This is a genomic window from Antiquaquibacter metalliresistens (assembly GCF_029211225.1).
Taxonomy (GTDB): domain Bacteria; phylum Actinomycetota; class Actinomycetes; order Actinomycetales; family Microbacteriaceae; genus Rhodoglobus; species Rhodoglobus metalliresistens.
This window is the reverse complement of sequence record NZ_JARGEM010000003.1, coordinates 16,223-40,571: the sequence shown is the minus strand read 5'-3', so window position 1 is coordinate 40,571 and position 24,349 is coordinate 16,223. Positions and strand designations below refer to the sequence as shown.

Genomic DNA, 24,349 nt, shown 5'->3' with positions numbered 1-24,349 from the left:
GGTGGGCTATCTCTTCGGGCTGCTCGCGGCCCTGCTGTTCGGCGCGAACGGCAGCGTCACGAAGGTCGTGATCGAGAGCGGGTTGAGCCCGACCCAGGTGACCCAGTTCCGCACGCTCGGCACCTTCCTGATCGCGGGCGCCATCCTGCTCGTCGTCGACCGCTCGGCGTTCCGCCTGCCGCTGAAGCAGATCGGCATCATGGCCGTGCTCGGCGTCTTCGGTGTGGCCCTGCTGCAGGTCACCTACGCCTATGCGGTGCAGCTGCTGCCGGTGGGCATCGCCCTGCTGTTCGAGTACCTCGCCGTGCTCATCGTCGCGCTCGTGGCGTTCCTGTTCTTCAAGGAGCAGGTGCGGGCGCGTCTGTGGATCGCGATCGGCCTCGTGCTGGCCGGTCTGGCGCTCGTCGCGCAGGTGTGGGCGAGCCACCTCGACCCGTTCGGCGTGATCATGGCGCTCGCCGCGGCCCTCACCCTCTCCATCTACTTCCTGGTCGGCGAACGTCAGGTCACCGCCACGAGCCCGCTCGCGGTCGCCTTCTGGACCGGCGGGTTCGCGGCGCTGTTCTGGGCCTTCTTCAGCGGATGGTGGGCGATCGATCCCGCGATCCTCACGCACCCGGTCTCCCTCACCGGCAATCTCGCGGAGGTCGTGCTGCCGTTGTGGGTGCCGCTCGCCTGGCTCGTGGTGATGGGCTCGTTCCTGCCGTTCCTGCTGTCGTTCTCGGCCATCGGGCGGCTCAAGGCCACCGCCGCCGGGGTGCTCGCCTCCTCCGAGGTGATCTTCGCGTTCGCCGTGGCCTGGCTGTGGCTGGGCGAGCGGCTCGGTCCGGTGCAACTGGTCGGCGCCGCGGTCGTGCTCGCCGGCATCGTGCTGGCCCAGACCGCTCGCCGCGGACGGGTCGTGGATGCCGACCTCGCGCTCGCGAATCCGGATGTCGGTGGTCGAACATAGCTTCGAATGTGCAAGCACAGCACAGGAGAGGATCGATCGTGACCGTTCTGGATTTCGCCCCGCTGAACACCGCGACGCGCTCGGGCGTCGTCAGCGTGCAACTGCACGACGACCTGTGGCGCGTGACCCGCGCGGACGGCGAGGTGCTCGGATACGTCGACCGCACCACGACCGCCGCCGGCGATCGGTTCGGCGCCCGCCGCATGCTGCCACGGCAGCGCCGATTCCTCGCCGTCGGCGAGTTCTGGCGCTTCGACGACGCGATGGACTGCTTCCGCTTCTGAGCCGTGGGTTCGCCGCACCGGCCTGTCGCTGACCGTCGCTGCGCGAGCCCGGGGTTACAGTGCCTGCATGATCCAGGACTGGTGGAACGACATCGTCAGGTGGGCGGGCTCGAGCGAAGGCTGGCGCATCATCACCGGAGCGATCCTGCCCTTCATCGCGATCCTCGCCGCGGGCCTCATCGCCGGGCTGATCGCGCGCGGCTCGACGAAGCGGCTGATCGCGCAGCAGGATCGGCAGCACAAGGCGGCGGCCGTGGCATCCCTGCTCGCGGCCGGACGCAAGGCGGCCACCTGGAGCACGCTCTCGGCGAGCGAGAAGGATCACGTCGACCACCAGGCCAGCGAGGCCGAGGTGCGCGTGCGCCTGTTGCCCGTCGATGGCGCGGCCCTCGCCGCGGACTGGGCGGCGCACCACCTCGCGACCCTGCGCCAGAACTCCGCGAACTTCAGCTTTCAGGCCGAGCAGGACCTCGCCGACCTGCAGGACGGCCTGATCGCCTGGCAGAACAAGCCCGCGAAGGCACGACGCCTGTTCGCCCAAGACCTGGCGGCCTGGAAGTACGAGACTCCGAGCGCGGAGGACGAACTCACCACCAAGCAGCGCGAGTGGGCGGCCAGCCAGCAGACCGAAGCCGTGCCGGTGACCGTCGACCGCTAGCTAATCCGCACCCGGCCCAGTGATCTCGATCACCTCGGCCGACCACGGGCAGTAGGTGTCCGAGGTGAGCGTGCCGTCTTCGACGTACTCGGGCAGGCCGTCGCACACCTCGATGGTGGCGTCGGCGAACTCGAGCGTGGCCGGATCGATGTGCCACGACCATGGTGCGTTGACGCTCGGGTCGTCTCGCACGATCGTGCCGACCGGGATGCGCCCCTCCTCCGAACCCGCCATCAGATCCTTCGCGTGCTGAATGAGCTCGGGCGTCGCGAGTTCGATCTTGAAGGTCTGCTGGCCGGCGACCTCGAAGGTCGCGACGGTGGGACCGGTAGCGGTGCATCCGACAAGGAGCATGGCCACGCCGGGCGCAGCGACGGAGAGCATCATCAGGCGCTTCATGCGATCACTGTAGCGAGAGTCCCCCCGGAGGGATTCGAACCCCCGACCATGCGGGTAGAAACCGCGTGCTCTTCCACTGAGCTACGGGGGGAGGACCCTCCATGCGCGGCCCAAGAATACCGCTTTCGGCCGCTCCCGGCCCCCAAGCACCTCGCGGCCGACCCCTCCGGTCCCATCGCACCTGCCGCTTGCCCGCCCGCCCCTTGCGTCAAAGGGACTCGGAGAATCAAGGACGTTGTCCTTGATTCTGCGAACGTCTGCGGGGGGGGCGTGAGCCACCGGCCGCAGAGCCGGGCAGAGCGATCGACGCGGACGGGACCGCCGAAGCGGGCCGCGCGATCGAACCGAAAGGCCTAGACCGCCTTCGCCAGCGCGACGAGCACCTGGTTCAGCGTGGGAGCGCCCTCGGCGCGGAACACCTCGGTGCCGTCATCCGAGGCGATGATCACCGTCGGGGTCACGCGGATGCCGTCGGCCTGCGCTTGCGGCTCGGACCGCGCCACATCCAGCTCGACCACGGATGCCGCGGGCACGAGCCGCGCCGCCTCCGCCAGCACCGAGCGCGTGATCATGCACGGTTCACAGAATGCCGAGGAATAGAACGAGACCTTCACGCCTAGGCCAACCGGCGCGGTCGTCCGACGATTCCCCTAGACCTCGCCGCGCTCGTCGAGCGCCTCGATCGGGTCGCTGTCCGGCTGGTCCCACGTGTAGGTGACCTGCACCTGCTCGCCGACCTGCTTGGCGACCGGCCCGACGTAGTCGAGCTGCGTCTCCTTGCCGTCGAATGCGGCGATCACGGTGATCTCGGTCTCCCACGTGCCATCGGTGGAGATGCGCGTGTCCGACTGACCGTCGTAGGGGCCGCCGGAGTAGAACACGATGTACTCGTCGCCCTTGGCGAGGGTGGGGTTTTCGCTCATGACCCCAGCCTACGATCCCGGGGCCCCCGCGGCGAACGGCTCCCGCCCGGTGTACCGCGCGGGAACACTGGGTGCACATCCGGTGATACCGCCCGCGGCGCACTGGCCCGCGCCGGGTGGCATCCACACACTGGTCTCGTGAGCCTCACGCAGTGGCACCGGTACGTCGCACTCGGCGACTCCATCACCGAGGGCTTCTGCGATCCCATCATCGGCTCCGGGGAGCCGTGGTTCGGCTGGGCGGACCGGCTCGCGACGATCCTCGACGGCAACGCTCGGCTGCGCGGCAACCCCTTCGAGTACGCGAACCTGGGGGTGCGCGGGCGCCGCGTGCGGCACGTGGTGGAGGAGCAGGTGCCTCGCGCCATCGAGTTGCAGGCGGACCTGGCATCCATCCTCATCGGGGGCAACGACCTCATGAGCGCGAAGGCCGACCCGGATGCCCTCGCCGCCGACGTGGAGAGCGGTGTCGCGCAACTGCGGGCGGCCGGCGCCGACGTACTGTTGGCGACCTGCTTCGACCCGCGGTTCGCCTTCTTCCTCAAGCCGTTCCGCGGGCGGGCCGCCGTGTTCAACGCCAACCTGTGGAGCATCGCCCGCACGCACGGCACCTTCACGCTCGACCTCTGGGGCGCGCGTGAACTGCAGTCCTCGGCGATGTGGGCCGAAGACCGCGTGCACCTGACCCCGGCCGGCCATCGGCTGCTCGCGAGCAAGGCGGCGCACGCGCTCGGGGTTCCCTACTACGAGTTCGGCGCGCGCACCGCACCCGCGCCGTCGAGCACGTCGCTCGGCACGGTGGGGTGGATGCAACGACACGCCCTGCCCTGGCTCGCTCGACGCCTGCGCCGCCGCTCCACCGGTGACGGGCGGGACCCCAAGCTCCCCGGCCTGATCGCGATCACACCCCCGCAGTAGACTGCGGGCATGTCTTCAAGCTCGGACCTGCTCGTGTGGATCGACTGCGAGATGACGGGGTTGGACATCACCGTCGACGAGCTCGTCGAGGTCGCCGTGGTCATCACGGACTACGACCTGGTGCCGGTGGACCCCGGTTTCGAGATCGTGATCAAGCCCGATCAGGCCGCCCTCGACAACATGGGCGACTTCGTCACCGCGATGCATCGCGAGAGCGGCCTGCTCGACGACATCCCGAACGGCGTCTCGCTGGCCGACGCCGAGTTCGCGGTGAACGAGTACATCCTGAAGTTCGTGCCGACCCCGCAATCGGCGCCCCTGGCGGGCAACACGATCGGCACCGACCGCACGTTCCTGGCCAAGTACATGCCGCGCGTGGATGCGCACCTGCACTACCGCAGCATCGACGTGTCGTCGATCAAGGAACTCTCCCGGCGCTGGTTCCCGCGGGTGTACTTCAACGCGCCCGTCAAAGACGGCGGCCACCGCGCCCTCGCCGACATCCGCGAGTCGATCCGCGAGCTCGCCTACTACCGCGCCGCCGCGTTCGTACCGGAACCCGGACCGACCACCGACGAGGTGCAGGCGATCTCTGCGCAGATCGTGACCAGGTTCACTCCAGGGCTGTAATACACTTGTCGTCGCTGCTTCGCAGCGCATGGTGGTCGTAGCTCAGTTGGTAGAGCGCTGGCTTGTGGTGCCGGATGTCGCGGGTTCGAGTCCCGTCGATCACCCCAGGAGGTAGCCGGTGGCCGAGCTCGTCGAGAGTCCCGTGGAGGATCTCGACCGGCTCGGCCTCCCGGATCGACCGTGGGTGACCATCGTGTGGAACGATCCGGTGAACCTCATGAACTACGTCAGCTACGTGTTCCGCAGCTACTTCGGCTATTCCGCGGCCGAGGCCGAGCGGTTGATGCTGCTCGTGCACCACGAGGGCCGGGCCGTCGTGGCCACCGGCGGGCGCGAGCAGATGGAACGGCACGTCGAGGCGATGCACGACTACGGCCTCTGGGCCACGCTCAGCAAGGCCGACGCATGATCCCCTTCGTTCGCGACGGCGGCGGCGTCACTGCACGGCTCACCGCCGACGAAGCGGCGGCACTGCGCAACCTGAGCGGCCAACTCGTCGCCATGTTGCTCGACCGCACCACTCAGCAAGTGCAGGGGGATGCCGCGGCGATGCTCTACGCGCAGGCCGGCATCGGCGGCGGCGAGCACGCTCCCCTCGACCCGGCGCTGGCTCGGCTGCTGCCCGACGCCTACCTGGAAGACCCGGACGCGGCATCCGAGCACCGGCACCTCACCGAGCGCGGAATCGTGGACCGCAAGATCCAGAACGCGCGCCGCGTCGCCGCCGACCTCGACTCGGAGCGCAGCCCGGTGGTCGTGCGACTCGACGAGGCCGCCGTGCAGGCGTGGCTGCGCACCCTCACCGATCTGCGGCTGACCCTGGCGGCGCGACTGGAGATCGTGGAGGACGGCGACGAGGGGCGCGCGGACGACGAATCGGATCTGGCGATGCTGACGATCTACGACTGGCTGGGCTACCTGCAGGGCTCCCTCGTCGACTGCGTGTCGTCGTCCCTCGACGAACGGGATGCCGCGGATGCCTGAGTTGAGCGCCGAGGAATTCGAACGCCTCGTGATCGACGAGCTCGACCTGCTGCCGGACGACATGGTCGACGGCCTCGACAACGTGATCTTCGTCACCGAGGACCGGCCCGAAGACGGCTCGCTCGACCTGCTCGGGCTCTACGACGGTGTCGCGCTCACCGACCGCGGCCAGTACGGCTTCGGGGAGCTGCCGGATCGCATCATCCTGTTCCGCGAACCGCTGCTCGCGATCGCGGAGGATCTCGATGACCTCAAAGACCAGATCCACGTGACCCTGGTGCACGAGATCGCCCACTACTACGGCATCGACGACGAGCAACTGCACGAGCTCGGCTGGGGCTGACGGCGCGCAGGCGGGCGGCGTGGAGCCGGTCGCCAGGTGCGAGGCCGTAGGATGCAGGTTGCCACGATCATGACCGGGGAGGGCCATGTTCTCGAGATCACGCACCGCGCTCGTCGCCGCCTCGGCGACCCTCCTCATGGGCGGCCTCTCCGGCTGCGCTCTGCTGGAGCCACCCGCCGACGAGGTCGTGCTCTCGGATGTCGCACGCTGCACGATGGGCCACACCTGGACCCTCGACACCGCCGACCTCGCGACCCAGCTGCTGGCGGTGCTGCAGCGCGACCACGCCGTCACCGCAGTGGATGCCGCCGGAACGAAGACGATCGACTGGGGCATGGACAGCGTGGTGAGCGTCACCAGCGACCTCGCGATCACGGTCACGACCGGCACGGCCGAGGCGCCGACCACCATCACCCAGACGCAGGTCGGCAGCGCGGAGGGCAAGGTGTACATCAACGCCGACGTCGCGATCCCCCGCCGCTGGACGGACGATGTCGAGGTCGAGACGAAGGCCGAGAGCGGCGGCGCCGAGCTCGAGCAGGTGCCGTTCGGCCTGCCCAACATCGCCTTCGACGACACCGTGGGACTCGAGCTCACCTGCGACGGCACCACGTTGACGGTGCACCCGCGCGGGTCGACGATCACCCAGAAGTGGACCACCGGCTGAGCCGACGCTGAACCGTGCGCAGCGCGCGCGTCGCCGACCGCCCGGAGACCACGAAGTCGGCCAGACGCTGCGGATGCTCGCGGGCGATGAACGCCTCCTCCTGCGCCGCCCAGCGCTGCCAGTGCGGGGCGTAGACGGCGCCGTCGCGTTCGAGCGCGCGCCGCTTGCGGGTGTCCGCGTCGAGCTCGACCCAGATCGCGGCCGTCGCGAGCGGTCGGGATGCCCTGCTCAACGCCCCGACACCCTCGACGATGAGCGGCCCGTCCGCATCGAGCTCGCCCCACCCGTCCGGGGCCCCCTCGGCCCAGTCCCAGCGGCGCCAGCGGCCGGTGCTGAGGATCCGCGGCAGGGATCGGCTTGCGGCATCCAGCCCGTCCCAGCCCGGGTAGACGTCGTCGAGGCGCAGCAGCTGCCAGCCGAGGTGCTCGGCGAGCGCGGTCGCGAGCTCGCTCTTGCCCGAGCCGGAGCGACCGTCGATGAGCAGACGTTCAGCCAATCAGGGGCCGCCAGTTTCCGGTGAGGATCGCCGCGGTCAGCGCGATGCCGCCGATGGCCGCGCCGACGAGGACGAGCAGCCACTCCCGGGCGCCCCACCGCGACTCGCGCGCCCACGTGCGCGGGCCTACGGCCCCGAAGCCGCGGGCTTCCATCGCCGTGGCCAGCGTGCTCGCGCGCCGCAACGACAGCACGAGCAGCGTGAACGCCTGGCCGAAGAACCGGCGGATGACGCCGCGATCGGCGACCCCGCGCGCACGGCGGGCGAGCGCGACGGAGCGCCAGTCGTCCATCGCGAGCCCCATCAGCCGCACCCCGGCCAGCGCGCCGAGCACGAACCGCGGCGGCAGGTGCAGCACCTGCGCCAGCCCGTCGGCGAGGTCGGTCGGGTCGATGGTGGCGAACAGCACGACGGCGGGCAGGGCGATCGCCAGCACGCGCAGCAGCGTCGCCAGTGCGAATTCCAGGGACCCGTCGCTGATGCGCACGAACAGGAACTCGACGTAGACGGTGCCGGAGGTGCGGCCGTAGAGGGCGATCGTGAGCGCGGTCAAGGGAGCCGCGATCCACACCGGCAGGGTGCGACGCCAGAATGTCGCCCACGGGATGCCCAGCAGCGGGAACAGCGCGAGCTCGAGCACGAGGGCCACCCCCGCCGAGACGGGGTCGATCGTCAGCACCAGGCACACCGCGAGCACGGCCGCCGCCGCGAGCTTCGCGACCGGGTTCACGACAGCTCCAGCCGTGCGCCCGCGAGCGCGTCGACGAACTCGGCGTCGTGGGTGGCCGCGACGACGCCGGTGCCCTCGGCGAGCAGCTCGGCGATGAGGGCGACGAGCTCGGCCCAGGTGACGGCATCCTGCCCGAACGTGGGCTCATCGAGCACGAGCAGCCGCGGACGGGTCGCAAGCGCCGTCGCGACGCTCAGCCGCCGCTGCTCGCCACCGGAGAGGGTGAACGGGTTCGCCTTCGCGAGCCGGGTGAGCCGCAGCCGTTCGAGCAGCTCGTCGACGAGCTCGGGCCGGGGCGCCTTGAGCGCATGCGGCCCGACTTCGAGTTCCTCGCGCACCGTGCGGGCGAGGAACTGGTGCTCCGGATCTTGGAACACCGTGCCGATGCGAGTCAACAGTTCGCGGGAGCGCCAGCGGTGCGGGCTCGGCCCGGCGCCGGCAGCGAGCACGTCGGTCGCCCGCAACTCACCGCCGACCGGCGGCAGCAGTCCAGCCAGGGTCAGGCCCAGCGTGGACTTGCCCGCCCCGTTCGGCCCCGTCACCGCGAGCAGTTGCGAGGCCCGCGCGGTGACGTCGATGCCCTCGCGCACGGGCACCCTCTCGCGCCCGACGACCAGCTCGCGGGCCTCCAGCAGCGGCTCGCCCGCCTCCGGCAGACGGGCGGGACGGGCGGGCGGATGCCCCGGCACCCAGATCCCCTGCGCCGCCAGTTCCGCGCCCCGCCACCCGAGCACCGCGTCGGGACTCCCGTCCGCGACCACCCCCTCCGGTGCGAGCACGACCACCCGGTCCACGATCGGCAGCCAGGTGGCGACGCGGTGCTCGACCACCACGAGCGTGGCGTCGGTGGCGTCGAGCACGCGGCCGACGGCATCCCGCACCTCCACGACGCCGGCGGGGTCGAGGTTCGCGGTCGGCTCGTCCAGCAGCAGCAGCCCGGGTCGCATCGCGAGCACCCCGGCGAGCGCGAGCCGCTGACGTTGGCCGCCGGAGAGCGCGGACGTGGAACGGTCGAGCGCGACATCCAGCCCAACGGCCTCGAGGGCCTCGGCAACCCGCGGCCAGATCTGCTCGCGCGGCACGCCGAGGTTCTCGCAGCCGAACGCCACATCGTCGCCCACCCTGGCGAGGATCACCTGCGAGTCCGGGTCCTGCAGCACGAGCCCCGCGCGACCCCGTGCTGCTGCGGGCGCCTCGCCGTCGATGGTCAGCGAGCCCTCCTGCTCCCCCTCGTCGGCCCCGAGCACTCCGGCGAGGGCGCGCAGCAGCGTCGACTTGCCCGCGCCCGATGCGCCCAGCAGCAGCACGCGCTCCCCCGGCTCGATGCGCAGATCGAGGCCGCGGGTCGCCCAGGCGAGGCGGGCGGCGTGCCGCCAGCCCCAGCCCGAGGCCTGCACCTCAGCGGCGCGAAGCGATGACGCGGTCAGACCCGCACCGCGCCCTCACGCCCGGCGGCGAACCGGCTGAGCGCGCCGGTGCGAGCCAGGCCGCGCGCGAGCAGCCAGGAGAGCAGCCCCGCCACGACGGCGCCGCTGACGACGCACGAGATCACGTACACGGTCGCGAACAGCGCATCGGCGCCCGCGTACCAGAGCACGAGGTCGTTGACCGCCATCGCGAGACCGGATGCCGCGCCCGCGAGCATCACGACCGGCAGGCTCCACACCCGGTACAGGAACGCGAGGAAGATCAGCTCGGCCGCAAGCCCCTGCACGAGGCCGCTCTCGAGGGTCAGGAGCCCCCACTGGGCTCCGAGCAGGGCGGAGACGCTCGCCGCGACGACCTCGCCGAACAGCGCGGCCCCGGGCTTGCGCACGATCACCGCCGTGAGCAGACCCCCGATCAGCCAGACCCCGTAGCCGAGGCCCTGCAGGCCGGGAAGCAGCGCGGAGAGCGGGTCGGTGACCCAGTCGGAGGCGAGGTTCCAGCCGAAGAAGATCACCCCGCAGGCGACCGCGACGACCGCGGCGACGACGATGTCGACGACGCGCCAGGCAGTGGTGGAGGTGGGGATGGTGTTCGTCATGCGACGTGCCTTTCGATAGGCACGGGTTTCGTAGAGGTCCTCCCTGCGCTGGCATGATCCAGATCAGGTTCGACGGTCGGAGCTTCTCTTGGCTCCCTCTCAGCCCGGATCACCGGACTCCCGTGGTTCGCGCACCAGCATAGGCTCGTGTGGTGGACTTCCGCATCTTCACCGAACCCCAGAACGGCGCCACCTACGAGCAGCAGCTCGCCCTCGCACGGGCGAGCGAGTCGCTCGGTTTCGACGCCTACTTCCGTTCCGACCACTTCCTCACGATGGCGTCCGACCACGGGCCGGGACCGACCGACTCCTGGGTGACGCTCGCCGGACTCGCGCGCGAGACCTCCACGATCCGGCTGGGCACGCTCGTATCGTCGGCGACGTTCCGCTGGCCGGGACTGCTGGCGGTCCAGGTCGCCCAGGTGGATGAGATGTCCGGCGGGCGCGTGGAGCTGGGCCTCGGCACCGGGTGGTTCGAGGCGGAGCACCGGGCGTACGGCATCCCGTTCCCCGCGAAGCGCTTCGCGCCGTTCGAGGAACAGCTGGAGATCGTCACCGGGCTCTGGGCGACGCCGGTCGGTGAGACGTACTCGTTCCACGGCCGTCACTACGACCTCACCGATGCCCCCGCGCTGCCCAAGCCCGTGCAGTCGCCGCTGCCGATCATCATCGGCGGCGCGGGAGCCTCGCGCACCCCCGCGCTCGCCGCGAAGTACGCGCACGAGTTCAACGGCTTCTATTCCGCGCCCGACGTGCTCGGCGAGCGGCTGTCACGTGTGCGTGAGGCGTGCGAGCGCATCGGCCGCGACCCGGCGTCGATGGTGATGTCGATCGCGGGCACGACGGCCGTGGGTGCGACCGAGGATGCCGTGCAGCGCAGGGCCGAGCGCGCGGGCTCCACGGCATCCCGGGTTCGCGCCACCGGATTCGGCGGCACCGCCGCCGAGGTGATCGACCGGCTGGGCGAGCTGCGGGAGGCCGGCATCAGCCGCATCTACTTCCAGGTGCTCGACTTCCACGATCTCGACCAGCTGGACTACCTGGCGCGGGAGATCGTGCCGCACCTCTAGGCTGGTCGCCGTGACCGAGAGCATCCCGAACCTGCCCCTGCGCAAGCGTCCCATCGACATCGTGTTCGCGGTGTTCTTCACCCTGTTCATCGTCACGAGCTGCATCGCCGACATGCTGCCGACGCTCGGCATCGACTTCACGCAGCCCACCGGCCAGTTCCTCGTGGACTCGAACTACTGGTACGCCCACGACGCCGACCCGCTGTTCATGAACCCGCCGGTGTGGATGCGCATCGTCACGGGCCTCTCGGCCTTCGTCTACATGCTGTTCTACTTCGTGCTCGTGCCCGCGCTGCTCAAGGGCTGGAACTGGATTCAGTTGCCCGCCGTGATCTACGCGACCATGATCGCGGGCATCACGGGCATCATCGTGTTCGGCGTCGAGTTCTTCGGCGAGCCGGAGTTCCAGACCCAGAACCCGGCCAAGTTCCTGGCGTTCAACCTGCCGTACGTGCTCGTGCCGCTGCTGCTGCTGATCCGCATGCGCAAGCCGCTGCCGTTCACGCGCAAGTTCTAGGCATGCCACAGGTTTGGTGCGGCTGTCGTTTGAAGTGGTGCTGCGGCATCGACGCTGCTGAACGTCGGCGGCGCCGATCAGGGGCGCCGCGGCATCCCGTTGCCGTCGAGTGATCAGTTTCTGTGGGTGCGCGGGCTAACGACCCACAAGAACCGCACACTCGGCGCATAGAGCGGAGCGACGAAGCGGAGCGGCGCCGATGAGCCTGTTCGCGAACTCAGATGAGGATTCGCTCTCCGATCCCAGCCGCTATGTCGCGGGCGGTCGGGCGCTCACAAAGGCGAGAAACGAATGCCTCGACGTCGCGTGGCGCCGGCCATGAACGAACCGCCGTTCGTGGCACCGGATCGGCGCGCACGAACGGCGGTGCTCCCGCAACTGCGGCGTCACGGTCGGCTCAGGCGAGCGCCTTGGCCTTGAGCGTCTCGAACTCCTCCTTGGTGATCGCCTTCGCGTCGAGCAGCGCCTTCGCCTTCTCGATCTGGTCGGTCGGCGTGGCCCCGGCCACCGAGCGGATGTAGTCGTCCGTCTGCGCCTGCCACTGCGACTGCGCCTTCTGGCTGCGCGCGGCCATGCCGCCCCCGCGCGCGATCAGGTAGACCAGCGCCGTGAGGAAGGGCACGAAGATCAAGAACACGATCCAGAGCGCCTTCGCCCAGCCCTTGAGCTCGTGGTCGCGGAAGACGTCGCTGACGATGGAGATCAGCACCATCAGGTAGGCGATGAAGACGAACGCCCAGAGGAAGAAGCCCAGGAAATCCCAGAGGTTGGCCCAGAAACCCATGTGTGCATGCTCCGTTCGCGCCGTGAGGCGCCTTGAGGTGGTGCGCACGTTCGCGCGCACCGAGGACGCTACTCCTCACGGTCGCCGAGGAAAGGCGGACCGTGCTCCCCAAAGCGGGGGTCACTGCGCGGCGTTGGCCGCCTTGCGAAGTTCGTTGGCGCGCATCGCCTTGAGTGCGGGGTAGGCGGAGAGGAAGACGGCCATCGGCGCCCGCAGGGCGAGGCTGCGCACCTTGTGCCGTTGGTAGGTGCGCTCGAAACGCATCACGTAGCTGGTGAACTCACGGGGGTTGTCATCCAGGCGCCGCGCCGACATCCCGGTGACCATGCCACTGGAATAGGTGACCTTGAGCTTGTGCTCGTGCAGGTGGATGGAGATGTCCACGTCTTCGTGCAGTTCGTCGGCGGCATCCAGGCACACCTCGTCGCGGATCTGCCGCCACGCCGAGGCACGCAGCGCCATGTTGCTGCCGAACAGCAGGTGGTAGTCGCGGGTGATCTTGATGAGGGTGCGGCGCAGCAGGTCGTCGGTCTTGTGCCCCCAGCGACGCAGCGGCATGTCGTAGTAGATCACCGGGCCCGTGCAGGCCGCCACCGCCGGGTCGGCGAAGGCCTTCTGCACCTCTTCGACCCAGGTCGGTTCGAGCACCGAGTCTGCGTCGATGCGCCCGACCACCTCGGACTGGGCTCGATCGAGCCCGAAGTTGCGCGTGGGGATGAGTCCCTGAACGGCGTCCTGGCTGAACAGGATGATGGGGGCGTCGGGATGCGCGGCCTGCAGCGAGCGCACGGCCGCGGCGGTGCCATCCGTCGACTTGTTATCGACCACGATGATCTCGTCGGCGGGCACCGTCTGGTCGAGCGCGGCGAGCACGCAGGCGGCGATCGTGGCTTCCTCGTTGTAGGCGGGGATGACGATCGAAACGGTCGGCAGCGTGGCCATGGTGACCAACCTACCCGAGGCACTACCGTATGGGTCGTGGACCGACGAGTGTTCCTCGGCCTCTCCGCCCTGGCCGCCGTCGCCGCGGTGGGCGGTGGGGTGCTCAGCGATGCGCTCGCGCCGCCTCCCCCGCCGGTGCTTCCCCGGCATTTCGGCGTGCCGCGACGCTTTCCACGGCCCGTGCCCGCCCCGTTCCCGATGCCCAAGCGCTTCCTGCCGCCGAACCTGGCGCGCGAGCCGCTGCCGTGGGGCACCCTGTACGACCTGCCCGGAGAAGGCAACCTGCTCGCCCTGACCGTGGACGATGGCGCCAGCACCGAGGTCGTCGCCGCCTACGCTCGTTGGGCCCAGGACTCCGGGATGCGGCTGACGTTCTTCCTCAACGGCTCACGGCCCGCCTGGACGGACAACGCCGACGCCCTGCGGCCGCTCGTCGCCTCCGGACAGGTGCAGCTGGCCAATCACACCTGGTCGCACGTCGACCTCACGAGCAGCTCGGACGCCGAGATCGAGGACGAGCTGCTGTCCAACGACGCGTTCATCCGCGATACCTACGGGGTCGAAGCGCGGCCCTACTATCGGCCGCCGTTCGGGTATCTGGACGAACGGGTCGCGGTGGTGGCATCCGGCATCGGCTACAGCCAGCCGGTGATGTGGTACGGATCGCTCGCCGACTCCGGCGAGATCAGCGACGCCCAGCTCATGGAGTTCGCCACGCGCTGGATGCTGCCGCAGCACATCGTCATCGGCCACGCGAACTTCCTCACGGTCACCCGCCATTTCGCGGAGCTCGCCGACCTCATCCGCGCGCGCGGACTGGTGCCCGTCACGCTCGACGACGTGTTCCTCAGGCCATAGGTTCGCGCGCCGCCGGCGCCTGCACCTGGGTGGGCAGCGGCTCGTTGGGGATGACGATCCACATGACGATGTAGGCGATGGACTGCGGCCCGGGCAGCAGGAACGACAGCACGAACAGCAGCCGGACGACGTTCGCGTTCCAGCCGAAGCGGTTGGCGAGTCCGGCGCAGACGCCGGCGAGGATGCGGCCGGTTCGGGGACGCTGCAGAACGGGTGATGCGCTGATGCTCATGACGGCAACGATGCCACTCTTCGTTGGGAGCCACCATCGGGCTAACCCCCGAGTCGTCAAGCCCTTCCATTTCCGCACGAGGGGTGGTGTGATACTTCTACCCCCGTTCTAGGGGTCAGCCCTGGGGAGGTGCGCGTGTCGATATCTGAACTCAATCGGGTCGACGCTCGACGGGAGAAGCTGGTGCGCAGTCAGCCCGACGAGCCCTCGATCGCCCTGCTTCGCGACGACCTGTACTGCGTGCTCTCCAGTACGCACACCATGGGCTTCGTCGAACGCGTCGGCAACGTCTACGTGGCCCTGCACGGCAGCGACCTGGGTCGCGCCGTCGAGGTCGGGCAGTCGTTGTCGTGGGATGTCGCGGTCGCCATGGTCGACGGCGCCCACCGCGCCCGCGGGTAGGGGCCCGGCAGCCGGCACTGCAGCGAGTCCGTGCGCGGCGTGCCCGCCTAGCCCGCCGTCACGTAGTCGATCAGCTCCTCGACGCGGCCGAGCAGCGCCGGCTCGAGGTCGGTGAACCCGCCCACCTTCGACAGGATGTGCTGCCACGCGCGAGCGATGTCGGCCTGGGTCTCGTGCGGCCAGCCGAGCGCCTCGCACACGCCGTGCTTCCACTCGACACCCCGCGGCACCACGGGCCACGCGGCGATGCCGAGACGCTGGGGCTTGACCCCCTGCCAGACGTCGATGAAGGGATGCCCCACCACGAGCACGTGCTCGAACTCGGTCATCACGGCATCCGCCATGCGACTCTCCTTCGAGCCTGGCACCAGGTGGTCGACGAGCACCCCGACCTTGCGCGCGGGGCCCGGCCGGAACTCGCGCAGCACCGCCGGCAGGTGGTCGACGCCCTCGAGGTACTCGACGACGACGCCCTCGATGCGCAGGTCGTCGCCCCAGATGCGCTCGACGAGCTCGGCATCGTGACGGCCCTCCACGAAGATGCGGCTCGGCAGCGCGGTGCGGGCGCGCTGCTCGGCGACGGCGAGGGATCCGGATGCCGTGCGCTTGGGCCCAGCGGCGGCGGCCACGGGCTTGACGAGCTCCACCGGTGCGCCATCGACGAGGAATCCGGTGCCGAGCGGAAAGCTGCGCACCGTGCCGTGGCGGTCCTCGAGCTCGACGAGTCCGTTCGCGTGCGCGACCACGGCGCCGACGAAGCCCGTCGTGGTCTCCACGACGAGCCCAGGCTCCACGCTCAGCCGAGGCGCGACGCTCGGGCCGCGCTGCCTGCGGAAGCCGGCGAGCACGTCGGAGCCGTAGCGGTCATCGGTCACCCGACGAGGGTACGTGGCATCCCGAGCCCGCGTGCACCATTGCGGAGGACGACACGCCGCGCGCAGCACGCGGCGTGCGGATGCCACGGCGTGTCGTCCTCCGCAATGGCGAAGCGGCGAGCACGTATGGCGAAGCGGCTAGAAGCCGAAGTCCCCGCCGAAGTCGAATCCGCCGCCGCCGAAGTCCCCCCCGCCGAAATCGCCACCACCGGCGTCGGCCGAGGCGTAGTCGCCGCCGGTTTCCGCACCCGTGTCGCCGGTGGTGTCACCGCTGCTGTCGGCGCCGGTGTCGCTCGCGGTGTCGGCGGGCGTGGCATCCGGCATGAAGGCGGAGACGATCGCAGAACCGATGACGTACCCGGCGACGGTGCCGAGCAGCGAGCTGCCGACCATGCTGAGGAAGCTCGGCCCCTGGAACGAGCGCTCGAGCGTGCCTGGCTGGCGCAACTCGGAGCGGGTCGCCGCCGACGCGAGCGACTGGGCGTCCTCACCGCGCGGTTGCTCGCCGGGCAGGGCATTGCGGCTGAGCTCCTCGTAGACCTTGCGACGCTGCTCGGGGGTCAGCTTCTCGAAGGCCTCCGCGTGCACCTGCTCGATGGTCTCCGGCGGTGCCGTGCGCAGCAGGTAGCGGTAGCGCTCGATCGCGATGTCGTCGTCGGTTCTCATGGCATCACGCTAGGGATTCCAGCTTGACGGATGCCGTGAACCGGCTAGATGTTCACGTTGGCCAGCAGCCACGGATAGGGGTCGATGTAGTCCTCGCCGATGAGCACCCCGAAGTGCAGGTGCGGACCGGTGGACTGTCCCGTCGAGCCGACCGCGCCGACGATCGTGCCGCGCTTGATCTGCTGACCGACCGAGACCGCCATCGAGCCGGATTCCAGGTGCGCGTAGAGGGTGCTGACGGTGACGCCGTTGATCTCGTGCTGCACGATCACGTGCACGCCGTAGACGCCCTCGTAGACGGCTTCGGTGACGACGCCGTCCGCGATGACGGGCACGGGAGTGCCGGCGCCGGGGGTGAAGTCGATGCCGAGGTGATCGGTGGAGCATCCGTCACAGGAGCGATAGCCGAAGTAGCTGGTGATCTCCGTGCCGGGCGCGACGGGCCACTGCACGACGCTGTAGTTGGAGATACCGAAGGCGTCCCGCTGCACCAGCGGCTCGAGCGCCGTGGACGGCACCTTGAGGGTCTGCACCGCCATGACGGCGACCGGCTCAGGGGTGAGCGCGGCGGAGGCCGCGGGAAGCGCGGTGAACGCGGCCACGGCGGCGAACGCCGTGAAGACGACGAGGCCGCGTTGGGCGTTGAGCACACCGAGGTGATGCTTGATGCGGCGGGCAGGCGAAGACGAATCGGGGGAACGACGGAGCACAGTTGGAGCTTTCGGATCTCGCGCACACGGGCGCACGTCGCGCAACATCGGCACGACACGGTCAGGGTCAGGCACCCCTCGGGCGGGTGCTCAGCGGATACCGGATGGCTGCTATCCGACGGATGGAACGCGTCGGAGGCTCACTCGGCCCTGGGAATCTCCCTGCCACCAGCCTGCGCGATCATGCTGGGAGCCCCATGAGAACGCATCGACCGGTTGCGCAGACGCACGGCGACGACCGCCAGCAGCACGCCCGTACCGACACCGACGGATGCCCAGACCACATCCCAGGCGTCGGCATACCCCACGGGCATCCAGATGGTCTGAGCGGCCTCCACCCACGCGGCGCCGAGCGCACCGAAGCCGAGCGCCGTCCACCACCGACGGGTGCCCAGCAGCAGGAGCAGCAGCACCCCGACCGGCACGAAGAGCACGAACGGCCACAGTGGGGACGAACGGTTCGCGGCGGACCCGGGCACGAAGGTGAGGCCGATGATCGCCCCGAAGTACACTGCCGCGATCACGCTGGTGAGGAAGCGCGCGCGGGACATATCGGAATCGTCGCAGACCCCGCTCCGAGCTTGATGAGAGAACCGTGAACGCGCCATGTGTGAGCATGGAGGGATGGAACGGGTCATCGACAACGCCGAACAGCACCGCTATGAGATCACCCTCGACGACGAACTCGTCGGCTTCAGCCAGTACCGCGACCACGACGGAGTGCGCGACATCCTGCACACCGAGGTGTTCGAGGGATGGGAGGGCCGCGGCCTGGCAACGAGCCTGCTGCGGGGCGCGCTGGAGGACATCCGGTCTCGCGGGCTCAGGCTCAAGGCGACGTGCCCGATGCTCGTGGCGTACCTGGGCAAGCACCCGGAGGAGCGGGACCTGCTCGGCGCGGTCTAGTCCCGCACTCCGAACAACCCCTTGCCGTGCTTGACGAGCACGTCGTAGGCGTCGCCGTAGGTCTGCGGCACGGGCAGGTTGGGCTCGTACTTGGCCAGCAGGATGCCGAGCAGACCCTGCGCGGGAGTCGAGAGCGGGCGGTGCTTGTGTTCCTCGTGCGGGGCTGGCACGTCTTCCGGGTTCGGCGGCACGTAGGCGGGATGCGTGACCGGCCAGGCGTACGGCTGGCGGGGCGTGGTGAGGTTCACGGCATTGAAGACGTTGTTGGCCGTGGCATCCCGGCGGGTCAGCGGCTCGAGGCCGTGGAGGCGGTTGAGGGTCGCGATCAGCGCGCCGTGGTGCATCTCGTCGTGGATGATCGTGTTCTCGGCGGTGTAGGCGCTGACGAGGATGGCCGGCACGCGGCATCCCAGTCGATCGAAGGTGAAGCCCATCTCGCCGGCGGGCGCGCTCGCCTCCGGGGGCACGGCGGAGGGCGGCGGCACATGGTCGAAGGTGCCGCCGTGCTCGTCGAAGGTCACGAGGAACGCGGTGTTCATCGCGTTGGAGCCCTTCGCGGACTTCGCCTTGCGCAGCGAGTCGTACACCGAGTGCAGCAGGGCCTCGCCCGCGCGCACATCGGAGAGCGCGCTGTTGAAGACCTTCTCGCCCTCGTACTCCCCCTCGCGCAGCGTGCCGAACGGCGGGTGCATGTCGTTGTGGTTGAAGACCATGCGCGGCTCGATGAACGAGTACGCGGGCAGATTGCCGTTCTTCACGTCGTCGTGGAACTGCTCCATCGAGCGGAAGTTGGTCTTCCAGTACGGCTCGAGCACGGCCGCGTGCAGCATGCCCGTGAACGAGACCATCTGCTGGGCGTCGTAGTAGACCCGCCAGGTGAGGCCAGCATCTTGCAGCCGGTTGAAGATCGTCGGCGCGGGCGGCGCGTCGATCCACTTGTCGTAGCCGCCGAGGTCTTTGTTGGTCACGAACCCGTGCGACGTGGAGGCGTGGAAGAACGAGCGGTTGCAGAACGTCTGTGACGGCACGGCGCAGTGCCAGGCGTCGTACACCGCGAAGCCCCGCGCGATGGCCGAGAACACCGGCAGCATCTCGGGCGAGAAACTGCCCATGGCGATGCGGTACTCGTCGTAGCTCGGCTTGGTGCCCTTCTTGAGCTCCTCGTAGTTGATGACGTAGTCCTTGACGAAACCCTCCATGGTGGGTTTCGAGTCCTTCACGGGCGCGTTGTACGGCTCGCGCAACTCGTTCTCGTAGAGTCGCGCGTTGGTCTCCGGGTCGACGATGCCGAAGATCTGCGTGTTGACGTGCGGGTAGGTCTCGCCCGGGTCGGGTTGGGGATGCCGCATCACCGTGTCGGTGTCGCCCACGTAGGTGTGCGCCTCGATCGTCTCTCCCCCAGGACCGACGTTCGAGTACGAACCCTGATTGAGTCCGTCGAAGTCGGGCTGCTCGTCGGCACCGTAGAGGAACCCGAGCACGTTGTCGAAGGAGCGGTTCTCGTACATGAGCACCACGACGTGGTCGAACCCGGGCTCGCTGCGCGGCTCGAGAGGGGCGAACTCCGGTGGATGCCGCGTGCCACTCGTCACCGCTGCCGTGACCCCCGCGCCCGCCGCCGCCCCGGCCACGACGCCGCCGAGCCCGACCGCGCCGGTGCGCAGGAAGTCGCGTCGGGATGCGGTCTTGGGGTCGATCGGCTCGCTCACGACACCACCGTAGCGGCGGGCCGCTGCAGCAGGGTGTCCGCGTCTTCGAGGGCCATGCCCTTGGTCTCCGGCACGAGCTTGAGCACGAAGAAGAACGACAGCGCCGCAAACGCGGCGTACATGCCGTAGGTCAGCGGCAGCGAGATGGCCGACAGCGGCGGGAAGGTGAGGGTGACCGCGAAGTTCGCGATCCACTGCGCCGCCGCGGCGAGGCCCAGCGCCTTCGCGCGGATCGCGTTCGGGAAGATCTCGCCGAGCAGCACCCACACCAGCGGACCCCACGACGCCCCGAAGCCGATCACGAACAGGTTCGCCGCGACGAGCGCGACCGGACCCCACGCGCCCTCGAGCTGTCCGGCCGGTCCCTGGGCGAAGGCCAGGGCCATCGCCGCGAGCGAGACGGCCATCAGGATCGAGCCGGTCAGCAGCAGCGGTCGGCGGCCGATCCGGTCCACCAGGGCGATCGCGACGAGGGTGACGACGATGTTCAGCAGCCCGGTGACGACGGAGATGATCAGCGCGTCGGCCTGCACGAAACCGACGGCGGCCCAGAGCTCGGTCGAGTAGTAGAAGATCACGTTGATGCCGACGAACTGCTGGAAGACGCTCAGCGCGATGCCGATCCAGACAATCGGCTTGAGGCCGGTGCGCGGCGCTCGCAGCGTGGCACCGTCGGTCGTCGCGGACTCGGTCGAGATCGAGTCGCGGATGTCGCGCACCGCCTGCCCGGCATCCTCACCGCTCCAGTACCGCTCGAGCACCGCCGTCGCCTGGGCGTCCGCGCCGCGGAGCACCAGGTAGCGCGGCGATTCGGGCAGCCGCGTCGCGATGAGGCCGTAGACCAGTCCCGGGATGACACCCACCAGGAACATCCAGCGCCAGGCCGGCAGGCCGAACCACAGCACCGCGGACTCGTCGCCGGCGAGGCCCGCGAGCACGGTGTCGGAGAGCAGCGCGACGAAGATGCCGACCGTGATAGCCAGCTGCTGCAGCGAGCCCAGGCGGCCGCGACTGCCCGCCGGGGAGACCTCGGCGATGTAGGTGGGCGCGACGACGGAGGCGATGCCGATGCCGATGCCTCCGACCACGCGGGCGGCGATGAGCACGGGCACCGTGAACGCGAAGCCCGCCCCGATCGCGCTGATCACGAACAGGGTCGCGCCGACGATCATCACCGGGATGCGACCGAAGCGATCCGCGAGCCTCCCCGCGAGGAAGGCCCCGAGCGCGCACCCGAGCAGTGCGATCGCGACCACGAAGCCCTGCAACCCGGCATCGAGACCGAAATCCGACTTGATCGCGTCGAGCGCCCCGTTGATCACGGAGGAGTCGAACCCGAAGAGAAACCCGCCGACCGCGCCCGCCACCGCGAGCCCGATCACCTTGCGATCCGTCGTCATGGCAACAGCATGCCGGTGAAGGCCAGTTCACGCACGTGCGACACGAGTTCGTCGCGGAGGGCCTGCGGATCCGTCCCGAGCAGGTCGGCCACGGCATCGCAGATCGCGCCGAGCGGAAGCTCGCCGTCACAGGCTCCGATGACCGCGGCCAGGGCGGTGCCGACCGGCACCGCGCGTGCGAACCCGGTGCCCTGCTGCAGGCGGATCACGGTGGGGTGCTCGGCGCCCGGCCAGTAGTGGCGTTCCTCCGTGACATCCGGTGCGACGGTGAATCTGGTCGCGAACAGGTCTGCTCCCAGCAGCTGATCGTGGATGTCGAGACAGGTGCGCAGATGCTCGGCGAGCGAGCCCCCGGTCGCACCGTCGAGCCGCTCGAACCGGCGCAGTGTGGGTTCCGTGAGGGGCTTGCGCAGCGTGACGTAGCCGAATCCGACCTCGGTGACGCCGCGCGCGGCGAAATCGTCCAGCCAGACCCCGACCAGACGGTCGAACTCGGGCCCGGGTCTGGTGCCGCCGTCCCGGATCCAGGTTTCGGCGTAGCGCGCGACGTCTTGACGCTCGCGCTCGACGACCCACGCATCCAGCGAGGTCTCGGAGACCCAGGACTCGACCCGCTCGAGGCCACCGGGGTACTCCCAGTTGCCGAGCAGCTGGGCGATCCCACCGGGTTCGAGCGCGGATTCCACGTCGCGCACGACCGTCGCCACGATCCCGTCGCCGACCATGCCGCCGTCGCGGTACTCGTACGCGGGCACACCCGCCACGCGTGGGGTGATGACGAACGGAGGGTTGGAGACGACCTGTCCGAACCGCTCCCCGGCGACCGGCTCGAAGAGGCTCCCCAGCCGGAACTCCACGTTGCCGATCCCGTTGAGCGCGCAGTTGAACGCGGCCAAGTCGAGGGCCCGCGTCGAGATGTCCGTGGCCACCACGCGCTCGGCGTGCCGGGAGACGTGCATCGCCTGGATGCCGCACCCGGTGCCGAGGTCCAGCGCGACCGCGACGGGTGCCGAGATCATCAGACCGCTCAGCGTCATGGATGCCCCGCCCACCCCGAGCACGTGATCCTCCGGTATCGCGTGCCCCAGCGCGAGTTCCCCGAGGTCGGAGGCAATCCACCAGTTGACGATGCCGCGACCATCCACGAAGGAATAGGGCCGCAGGTCGAGGCGTGGCGCGCCATCGGCCGTGACGAGCCCGAGCTCGACGGCGCCGTCGAGGCCGAGCGCGGGCAGCGCCGCCGCGAGATCCGGCCGCTCGCACGGCACGCCGAGCACGAAGGCGCGGGCGAGGGTAGAGAGCGCGCTGCCGGACAGCGCGCGCAGCGCCGGGACCCGGTCGCCGCGGTGTAGGGCGGCCGCGGCATCCTCGCCCCACAGCGCGGTGAGCGCGTCGACGGTGAAGTCGGCCGTGCGCAGGTCGGTGGCGAGGCGGTCGACGAGCTCGTGGTTCACCTGCACAGTCTGGCAGGGGCGACGGCCCGGGCAGCGGGCGCCGTTCGTTCGCCCGCCGAGCGATGGACCCCTCGCAGACTCGCAGAACGAAGGACGACGTCCTTGGTTCTGCGAACGTTCTCGGCCGCCCCACCCTGCGCCGGATGGGGCGTGTCGACGGCGGGCTCAGGCCGTGAGCACGGAGAGGATGTTGCCGGCCGGATCGGTGAACCAGGCCTGGTCCGGGCCCATGCCGGCCTCCTTGCCACGCATGATGCCCTTGGCGTCCTGGTGCAGATCCGGACCGTAGTGCTCGAACACGACACCGCGGGAGCCGAGCTCGTCGACGGCGGCGTCGATGTCGTCGACGGGGAAGTTGAGCACCGTGAACGTGGCCGGCACGTGGTCGTCTTTGGGATAGATGAGCACCGCGCCTCCCTTGGGCAACTGCACGGAGATCAGGCCGCCCATGCCCTCGTCCCGCACCTCGAGGCCGAGCACGTCGCGGTAGAACCGCTTCGAGACTTCGGTGTCGTTGCTCGACATCGAAGCGAAGGCATCCGAGTCCTCGAACAGCATCGCCGCTCCCTTCTCATGTGGACACCGTCCACACTGTCATAGACTGGTGACCACAGTCCAGAGGAGGAGCATGACCGCCACGGACATCGGCTCGCGCCCTCGCTACCATCACGGCGACCTGCACCAGGCGCTGATCGCCGCGGGGCTCGACCTCGCCCGTGAGGGCGGTCCCGACGCGGTCGTGCTGCGTGAGGCGACCCGCAGGGTCGGGGTGTCGCCGAACGCGGCGTACCGTCACTTCGCCGACCGCGACGCCCTGCTCGACGCCGTGAGCGACGCGGCGATGGGCCTGCTCGGTGCCGCGATCGACGTGCACTTCGACGCGATCCCCGCTGGCGCCCCGGAGCAGGTCGCCCGCGCCCAGCTTCGAGCCGTCGGAACGGGATACGTCACGTTCGCGGTCGAGCACCCCGGCCTCTTCCGCACGGCGTTCTTCGTGCCGTCCAGCCTGGAGCGGGCGACCTCGCGCGCGAAGGCCGGGCCGAGCGGCAGAACCCCGTTCGAACTGTTGAGCATCGCCATCGACGGGCTGGTGGCATCCGGGCTCATGCCGGCGAGCCGACGCCCGAACGCCGAGTTCCTCGCCTGGTCGAGCGTGCACGGGTTCGCGCTGTTGGTGATCGATGGTCCCCTGCGGGCGCTGCCTCGGGATGCCGTGGACGCGACGGCGCAGCGCGTGATCGACATGGTGGAGGCCGGCTTCACCAAGTGAGCGGATGCCCCGCGCTATCGTGGAGAGGGTGAAGCCGCTCGACGCCGACGAGATCAGGGCGAGCTTCGTGAACCTGCAGCCCGAGCTCGCGGCGCGCATACCGTTGCCGCCGCTGCACGACGTGATCTGGGATGAGCGGGAGTACCTCGGCTGGCGAGATCCGCAGGCGCCGCAGCGGGGATACCTCGTGCACATCGCCGGCGACCGCGCCGTCGGCATCGCGGTGCGTGCCGCACCGACATCCCCACCTCCCGGCGTCGCCGCGATGTGCTCACTGTGCCGCAGCGCGCGTCCCTCGGACCGCGTGACCATGTTCTCGGCGCCGCGCGCGGGCCAGGCCGGCCTCGACGGCAACACCGTCGGCACCTACATCTGCGACGATCTCGCATGCTCGCACGTGCTGCGGCAGCTGCCGCCCGCGACCGCGACGCGCTCCGCGGCCGAACTGCTCGCCGAGCGCACCGAGGGGCTCACCGCCCGACTGCGGGCGTTCACCGCCAACGTGATGCGCGTGGGCTAGGTGTACTCGTGCTGCGGCCGCGAC

The 24,349-nt window shown here is 69.7% G+C and carries 34 protein-coding genes, 2 tRNA genes and 1 riboswitch; of the genes, 17 read left to right on the top strand and 19 right to left on the bottom strand.

Going from position 1 to position 24,349, the window contains the following annotated elements:
* Window position 1: 1 nt before the first annotated feature.
* The 3 genes from PYV02_RS05750 to PYV02_RS05740 all read left to right on the top strand — a co-directional run bounded on the left by PYV02_RS05750 (window position 2) and on the right by PYV02_RS05740 (window position 1,894).
* Entirely contained in the window at window positions 2-952 is a 951-nt protein-coding gene (locus tag PYV02_RS05750; RefSeq protein ID WP_275757080.1) for an EamA family transporter, read from the top strand.
* A 38-nt stretch (window positions 953-990) separates the two neighbouring features.
* On the top strand, window positions 991-1,236 hold the full coding sequence (locus PYV02_RS05745) for a hypothetical protein (protein ID WP_275757077.1): 246 nt from the start codon (window positions 991-993) through the stop codon (window positions 1,234-1,236).
* A 67-nt stretch (window positions 1,237-1,303) separates the two neighbouring features.
* Complete coding sequence (locus PYV02_RS05740; protein ID WP_275757075.1) at window positions 1,304-1,894, top strand: hypothetical protein; 591 nt, start codon at window positions 1,304-1,306, stop codon at window positions 1,892-1,894.
* Here PYV02_RS05740 and PYV02_RS05735 read toward each other — a convergent pair whose 3' ends face one another.
* The 4 genes from PYV02_RS05735 to PYV02_RS05720 form a co-directional block, all read right to left on the bottom strand.
* Window positions 1,895-2,293, bottom strand: a complete 399-nt coding sequence (locus tag PYV02_RS05735; protein ID WP_275757073.1) for a BP74-related protein — start codon at window positions 2,291-2,293, stop codon at window positions 1,895-1,897.
* 19 nt (window positions 2,294-2,312) lie between these two features.
* Window positions 2,313-2,384 (bottom strand) — tRNA-Arg (locus tag PYV02_RS05730).
* A gap of 262 nt (window positions 2,385-2,646) precedes the next feature.
* On the bottom strand, window positions 2,647-2,907 hold the full coding sequence (locus PYV02_RS05725; RefSeq protein WP_275757071.1) for a thioredoxin domain-containing protein: 261 nt from the start codon (window positions 2,905-2,907) through the stop codon (window positions 2,647-2,649).
* A 36-nt stretch (window positions 2,908-2,943) separates the two neighbouring features.
* Window positions 2,944-3,216, bottom strand: a complete 273-nt coding sequence (locus PYV02_RS05720) for an oligoribonuclease (RefSeq protein ID WP_275757070.1) — start codon at window positions 3,214-3,216, stop codon at window positions 2,944-2,946.
* Window positions 3,217-3,354: 138 nt separating this feature from the next.
* Between PYV02_RS05720 and PYV02_RS05715 the strand changes: the two genes are divergently transcribed.
* From PYV02_RS05715 to PYV02_RS05685, 7 genes are all read left to right on the top strand, one after another.
* Window positions 3,355-4,134, top strand: coding sequence for an SGNH/GDSL hydrolase family protein (locus PYV02_RS05715; protein WP_275757068.1), 780 nt, complete (start codon window positions 3,355-3,357; stop codon window positions 4,132-4,134).
* A 9-nt stretch (window positions 4,135-4,143) separates the two neighbouring features.
* Entirely contained in the window at window positions 4,144-4,764 is a 621-nt protein-coding gene (orn, locus tag PYV02_RS05710; protein ID WP_275757066.1) for an oligoribonuclease, read from the top strand.
* A 31-nt stretch (window positions 4,765-4,795) separates the two neighbouring features.
* Window positions 4,796-4,871 (top strand) — tRNA-His (locus PYV02_RS05705).
* Between the two features lie 11 nt (window positions 4,872-4,882).
* The gene (gene clpS, locus PYV02_RS05700; RefSeq protein ID WP_275757065.1) at window positions 4,883-5,173 is read left to right on the top strand and encodes an ATP-dependent Clp protease adapter ClpS; all 291 of its coding nucleotides are present in this window, start codon (window positions 4,883-4,885) and stop codon (window positions 5,171-5,173) included.
* The gene (locus PYV02_RS05695; RefSeq protein ID WP_275757063.1) at window positions 5,170-5,748 is read left to right on the top strand and encodes a DUF2017 domain-containing protein; all 579 of its coding nucleotides are present in this window, start codon (window positions 5,170-5,172) and stop codon (window positions 5,746-5,748) included. Before clpS ends, PYV02_RS05695 begins: the two co-directional genes overlap by 4 nt.
* On the top strand, window positions 5,741-6,091 hold the full coding sequence (locus PYV02_RS05690; protein WP_275757060.1) for a metallopeptidase family protein: 351 nt from the start codon (window positions 5,741-5,743) through the stop codon (window positions 6,089-6,091). The genes PYV02_RS05695 and PYV02_RS05690 overlap by 8 nt, the downstream gene beginning before the upstream one ends.
* 85 nt (window positions 6,092-6,176) lie before the next feature.
* On the top strand, window positions 6,177-6,758 hold the full coding sequence (locus tag PYV02_RS05685; RefSeq protein ID WP_275757058.1) for a hypothetical protein: 582 nt from the start codon (window positions 6,177-6,179) through the stop codon (window positions 6,756-6,758).
* Here the strand turns inward: PYV02_RS05685 and PYV02_RS05680 are convergent.
* From PYV02_RS05680 to PYV02_RS05665, 4 genes are read right to left on the bottom strand one after another with little or no spacing between them, the layout of a single operon-like run.
* On the bottom strand, window positions 6,733-7,254 hold the full coding sequence (locus PYV02_RS05680; protein ID WP_275757056.1) for a nucleoside/nucleotide kinase family protein: 522 nt from the start codon (window positions 7,252-7,254) through the stop codon (window positions 6,733-6,735). The two genes, PYV02_RS05685 and PYV02_RS05680, sit on opposite strands and share 26 nt — an antisense overlap.
* Window positions 7,247-7,984 carry an energy-coupling factor transporter transmembrane component T family protein gene (locus tag PYV02_RS05675; RefSeq protein ID WP_275757055.1) on the bottom strand — a complete coding sequence of 246 codons (738 nt, stop codon included), beginning with the start codon at window positions 7,982-7,984 and terminating at the stop codon, window positions 7,247-7,249. The genes PYV02_RS05680 and PYV02_RS05675 overlap by 8 nt, the downstream gene beginning before the upstream one ends.
* Entirely contained in the window at window positions 7,981-9,381 is a 1,401-nt protein-coding gene (locus PYV02_RS05670; protein ID WP_275757053.1) for an ABC transporter ATP-binding protein, read from the bottom strand. Before PYV02_RS05670 ends, PYV02_RS05675 begins: the two co-directional genes overlap by 4 nt.
* 26 nt (window positions 9,382-9,407) lie before the next feature.
* A complete protein-coding gene (locus PYV02_RS05665; protein WP_275757051.1) occupies window positions 9,408-10,010 on the bottom strand; it encodes an ECF transporter S component in 603 nt (200 codons plus the stop codon).
* Window positions 10,011-10,033: 23 nt separating this feature from the next.
* Window positions 10,034-10,144: riboswitch (TPP riboswitch) on the bottom strand.
* Between the two features lie 18 nt (window positions 10,145-10,162).
* Between PYV02_RS05665 and PYV02_RS05660 the strand changes: the two genes are divergently transcribed.
* Window positions 10,163-11,080: an LLM class F420-dependent oxidoreductase gene (locus PYV02_RS05660; RefSeq protein ID WP_275757049.1), complete on the top strand. Its 918-nt coding sequence runs from the start codon at window positions 10,163-10,165 to the stop codon at window positions 11,078-11,080.
* 10 nt (window positions 11,081-11,090) lie between these two features.
* A complete protein-coding gene (locus PYV02_RS05655) occupies window positions 11,091-11,597 on the top strand; it encodes an EXPERA domain-containing protein (protein WP_275757048.1) in 507 nt (168 codons plus the stop codon).
* Between the two features lie 397 nt (window positions 11,598-11,994).
* On the opposite strand, the gene PYV02_RS05650 is transcribed toward PYV02_RS05655, so the two are convergent.
* Both PYV02_RS05650 and PYV02_RS05645 read right to left on the bottom strand, forming a co-directional pair.
* On the bottom strand, window positions 11,995-12,381 hold the full coding sequence (locus PYV02_RS05650) for an SHOCT domain-containing protein (RefSeq protein WP_275757046.1): 387 nt from the start codon (window positions 12,379-12,381) through the stop codon (window positions 11,995-11,997).
* 120 nt (window positions 12,382-12,501) lie between these two features.
* Window positions 12,502-13,323 (bottom strand): glycosyltransferase family 2 protein, encoded by an 822-nt coding sequence (locus tag PYV02_RS05645; RefSeq protein ID WP_275757044.1) that lies wholly within the window; start codon window positions 13,321-13,323, stop codon window positions 12,502-12,504.
* 36 nt (window positions 13,324-13,359) lie between these two features.
* Between PYV02_RS05645 and PYV02_RS05640 the strand changes: the two genes are divergently transcribed.
* Window positions 13,360-14,181 (top strand): polysaccharide deacetylase family protein, encoded by an 822-nt coding sequence (locus PYV02_RS05640; protein WP_275757042.1) that lies wholly within the window; start codon window positions 13,360-13,362, stop codon window positions 14,179-14,181.
* Here the strand turns inward: PYV02_RS05640 and PYV02_RS05635 are convergent.
* A complete protein-coding gene (locus PYV02_RS05635) occupies window positions 14,171-14,413 on the bottom strand; it encodes a PspC domain-containing protein (RefSeq protein ID WP_275757040.1) in 243 nt (80 codons plus the stop codon). The genes PYV02_RS05640 and PYV02_RS05635 overlap by 11 nt on opposite strands.
* 135 nt (window positions 14,414-14,548) lie before the next feature.
* On the opposite strand from PYV02_RS05635, the gene PYV02_RS05630 reads away from it, so the two are divergent.
* Window positions 14,549-14,815: a hypothetical protein gene (locus PYV02_RS05630; RefSeq protein WP_275757038.1), complete on the top strand. Its 267-nt coding sequence runs from the start codon at window positions 14,549-14,551 to the stop codon at window positions 14,813-14,815.
* Window positions 14,816-14,862: 47 nt separating this feature from the next.
* On the opposite strand, the gene PYV02_RS05625 is transcribed toward PYV02_RS05630, so the two are convergent.
* The 4 genes from PYV02_RS05625 to PYV02_RS05610 form a co-directional block, all read right to left on the bottom strand.
* Entirely contained in the window at window positions 14,863-15,690 is an 828-nt protein-coding gene (locus PYV02_RS05625; protein ID WP_275757036.1) for a DUF3097 domain-containing protein, read from the bottom strand.
* 138 nt (window positions 15,691-15,828) lie between these two features.
* A complete protein-coding gene (locus PYV02_RS05620) occupies window positions 15,829-16,356 on the bottom strand; it encodes a hypothetical protein (protein ID WP_275757034.1) in 528 nt (175 codons plus the stop codon).
* A gap of 44 nt (window positions 16,357-16,400) precedes the next feature.
* On the bottom strand, window positions 16,401-17,066 hold the full coding sequence (locus tag PYV02_RS05615; protein WP_275757032.1) for a M23 family metallopeptidase: 666 nt from the start codon (window positions 17,064-17,066) through the stop codon (window positions 16,401-16,403).
* Between the two features lie 140 nt (window positions 17,067-17,206).
* On the bottom strand, window positions 17,207-17,617 hold the full coding sequence (locus PYV02_RS05610; protein ID WP_275757029.1) for a VanZ family protein: 411 nt from the start codon (window positions 17,615-17,617) through the stop codon (window positions 17,207-17,209).
* Between the two features lie 73 nt (window positions 17,618-17,690).
* On the opposite strand from PYV02_RS05610, the gene PYV02_RS05605 reads away from it, so the two are divergent.
* Window positions 17,691-17,972 carry a GNAT family N-acetyltransferase gene (locus tag PYV02_RS05605; RefSeq protein WP_275757028.1) on the top strand — a complete coding sequence of 94 codons (282 nt, stop codon included), beginning with the start codon at window positions 17,691-17,693 and terminating at the stop codon, window positions 17,970-17,972.
* Here the strand turns inward: PYV02_RS05605 and PYV02_RS05600 are convergent.
* From PYV02_RS05600 to PYV02_RS05585, 4 genes are all read right to left on the bottom strand, one after another.
* Window positions 17,969-19,681 carry an alkaline phosphatase family protein gene (locus PYV02_RS05600; protein ID WP_275757026.1) on the bottom strand — a complete coding sequence of 571 codons (1,713 nt, stop codon included), beginning with the start codon at window positions 19,679-19,681 and terminating at the stop codon, window positions 17,969-17,971. The genes PYV02_RS05605 and PYV02_RS05600 overlap by 4 nt on opposite strands.
* Window positions 19,678-21,081, bottom strand: a complete 1,404-nt coding sequence (locus PYV02_RS05595; protein WP_275757024.1) for a sugar porter family MFS transporter — start codon at window positions 21,079-21,081, stop codon at window positions 19,678-19,680. The genes PYV02_RS05600 and PYV02_RS05595 overlap by 4 nt, the downstream gene beginning before the upstream one ends.
* Window positions 21,078-22,535 carry a DUF7059 domain-containing protein gene (locus PYV02_RS05590; RefSeq protein WP_275757022.1) on the bottom strand — a complete coding sequence of 486 codons (1,458 nt, stop codon included), beginning with the start codon at window positions 22,533-22,535 and terminating at the stop codon, window positions 21,078-21,080. Before PYV02_RS05590 ends, PYV02_RS05595 begins: the two co-directional genes overlap by 4 nt.
* 165 nt (window positions 22,536-22,700) lie before the next feature.
* Complete coding sequence (locus PYV02_RS05585; protein ID WP_275757020.1) at window positions 22,701-23,093, bottom strand: VOC family protein; 393 nt, start codon at window positions 23,091-23,093, stop codon at window positions 22,701-22,703.
* Between the two features lie 70 nt (window positions 23,094-23,163).
* Between PYV02_RS05585 and PYV02_RS05580 the strand changes: the two genes are divergently transcribed.
* Window positions 23,164-23,805 carry a TetR/AcrR family transcriptional regulator gene (locus PYV02_RS05580; RefSeq protein ID WP_275757018.1) on the top strand — a complete coding sequence of 214 codons (642 nt, stop codon included), beginning with the start codon at window positions 23,164-23,166 and terminating at the stop codon, window positions 23,803-23,805.
* Between the two features lie 28 nt (window positions 23,806-23,833).
* Window positions 23,834-24,325 (top strand): FBP domain-containing protein, encoded by a 492-nt coding sequence (locus tag PYV02_RS05575; RefSeq protein ID WP_275757016.1) that lies wholly within the window; start codon window positions 23,834-23,836, stop codon window positions 24,323-24,325.
* Window positions 24,326-24,349 lie beyond the last annotated feature (24 nt).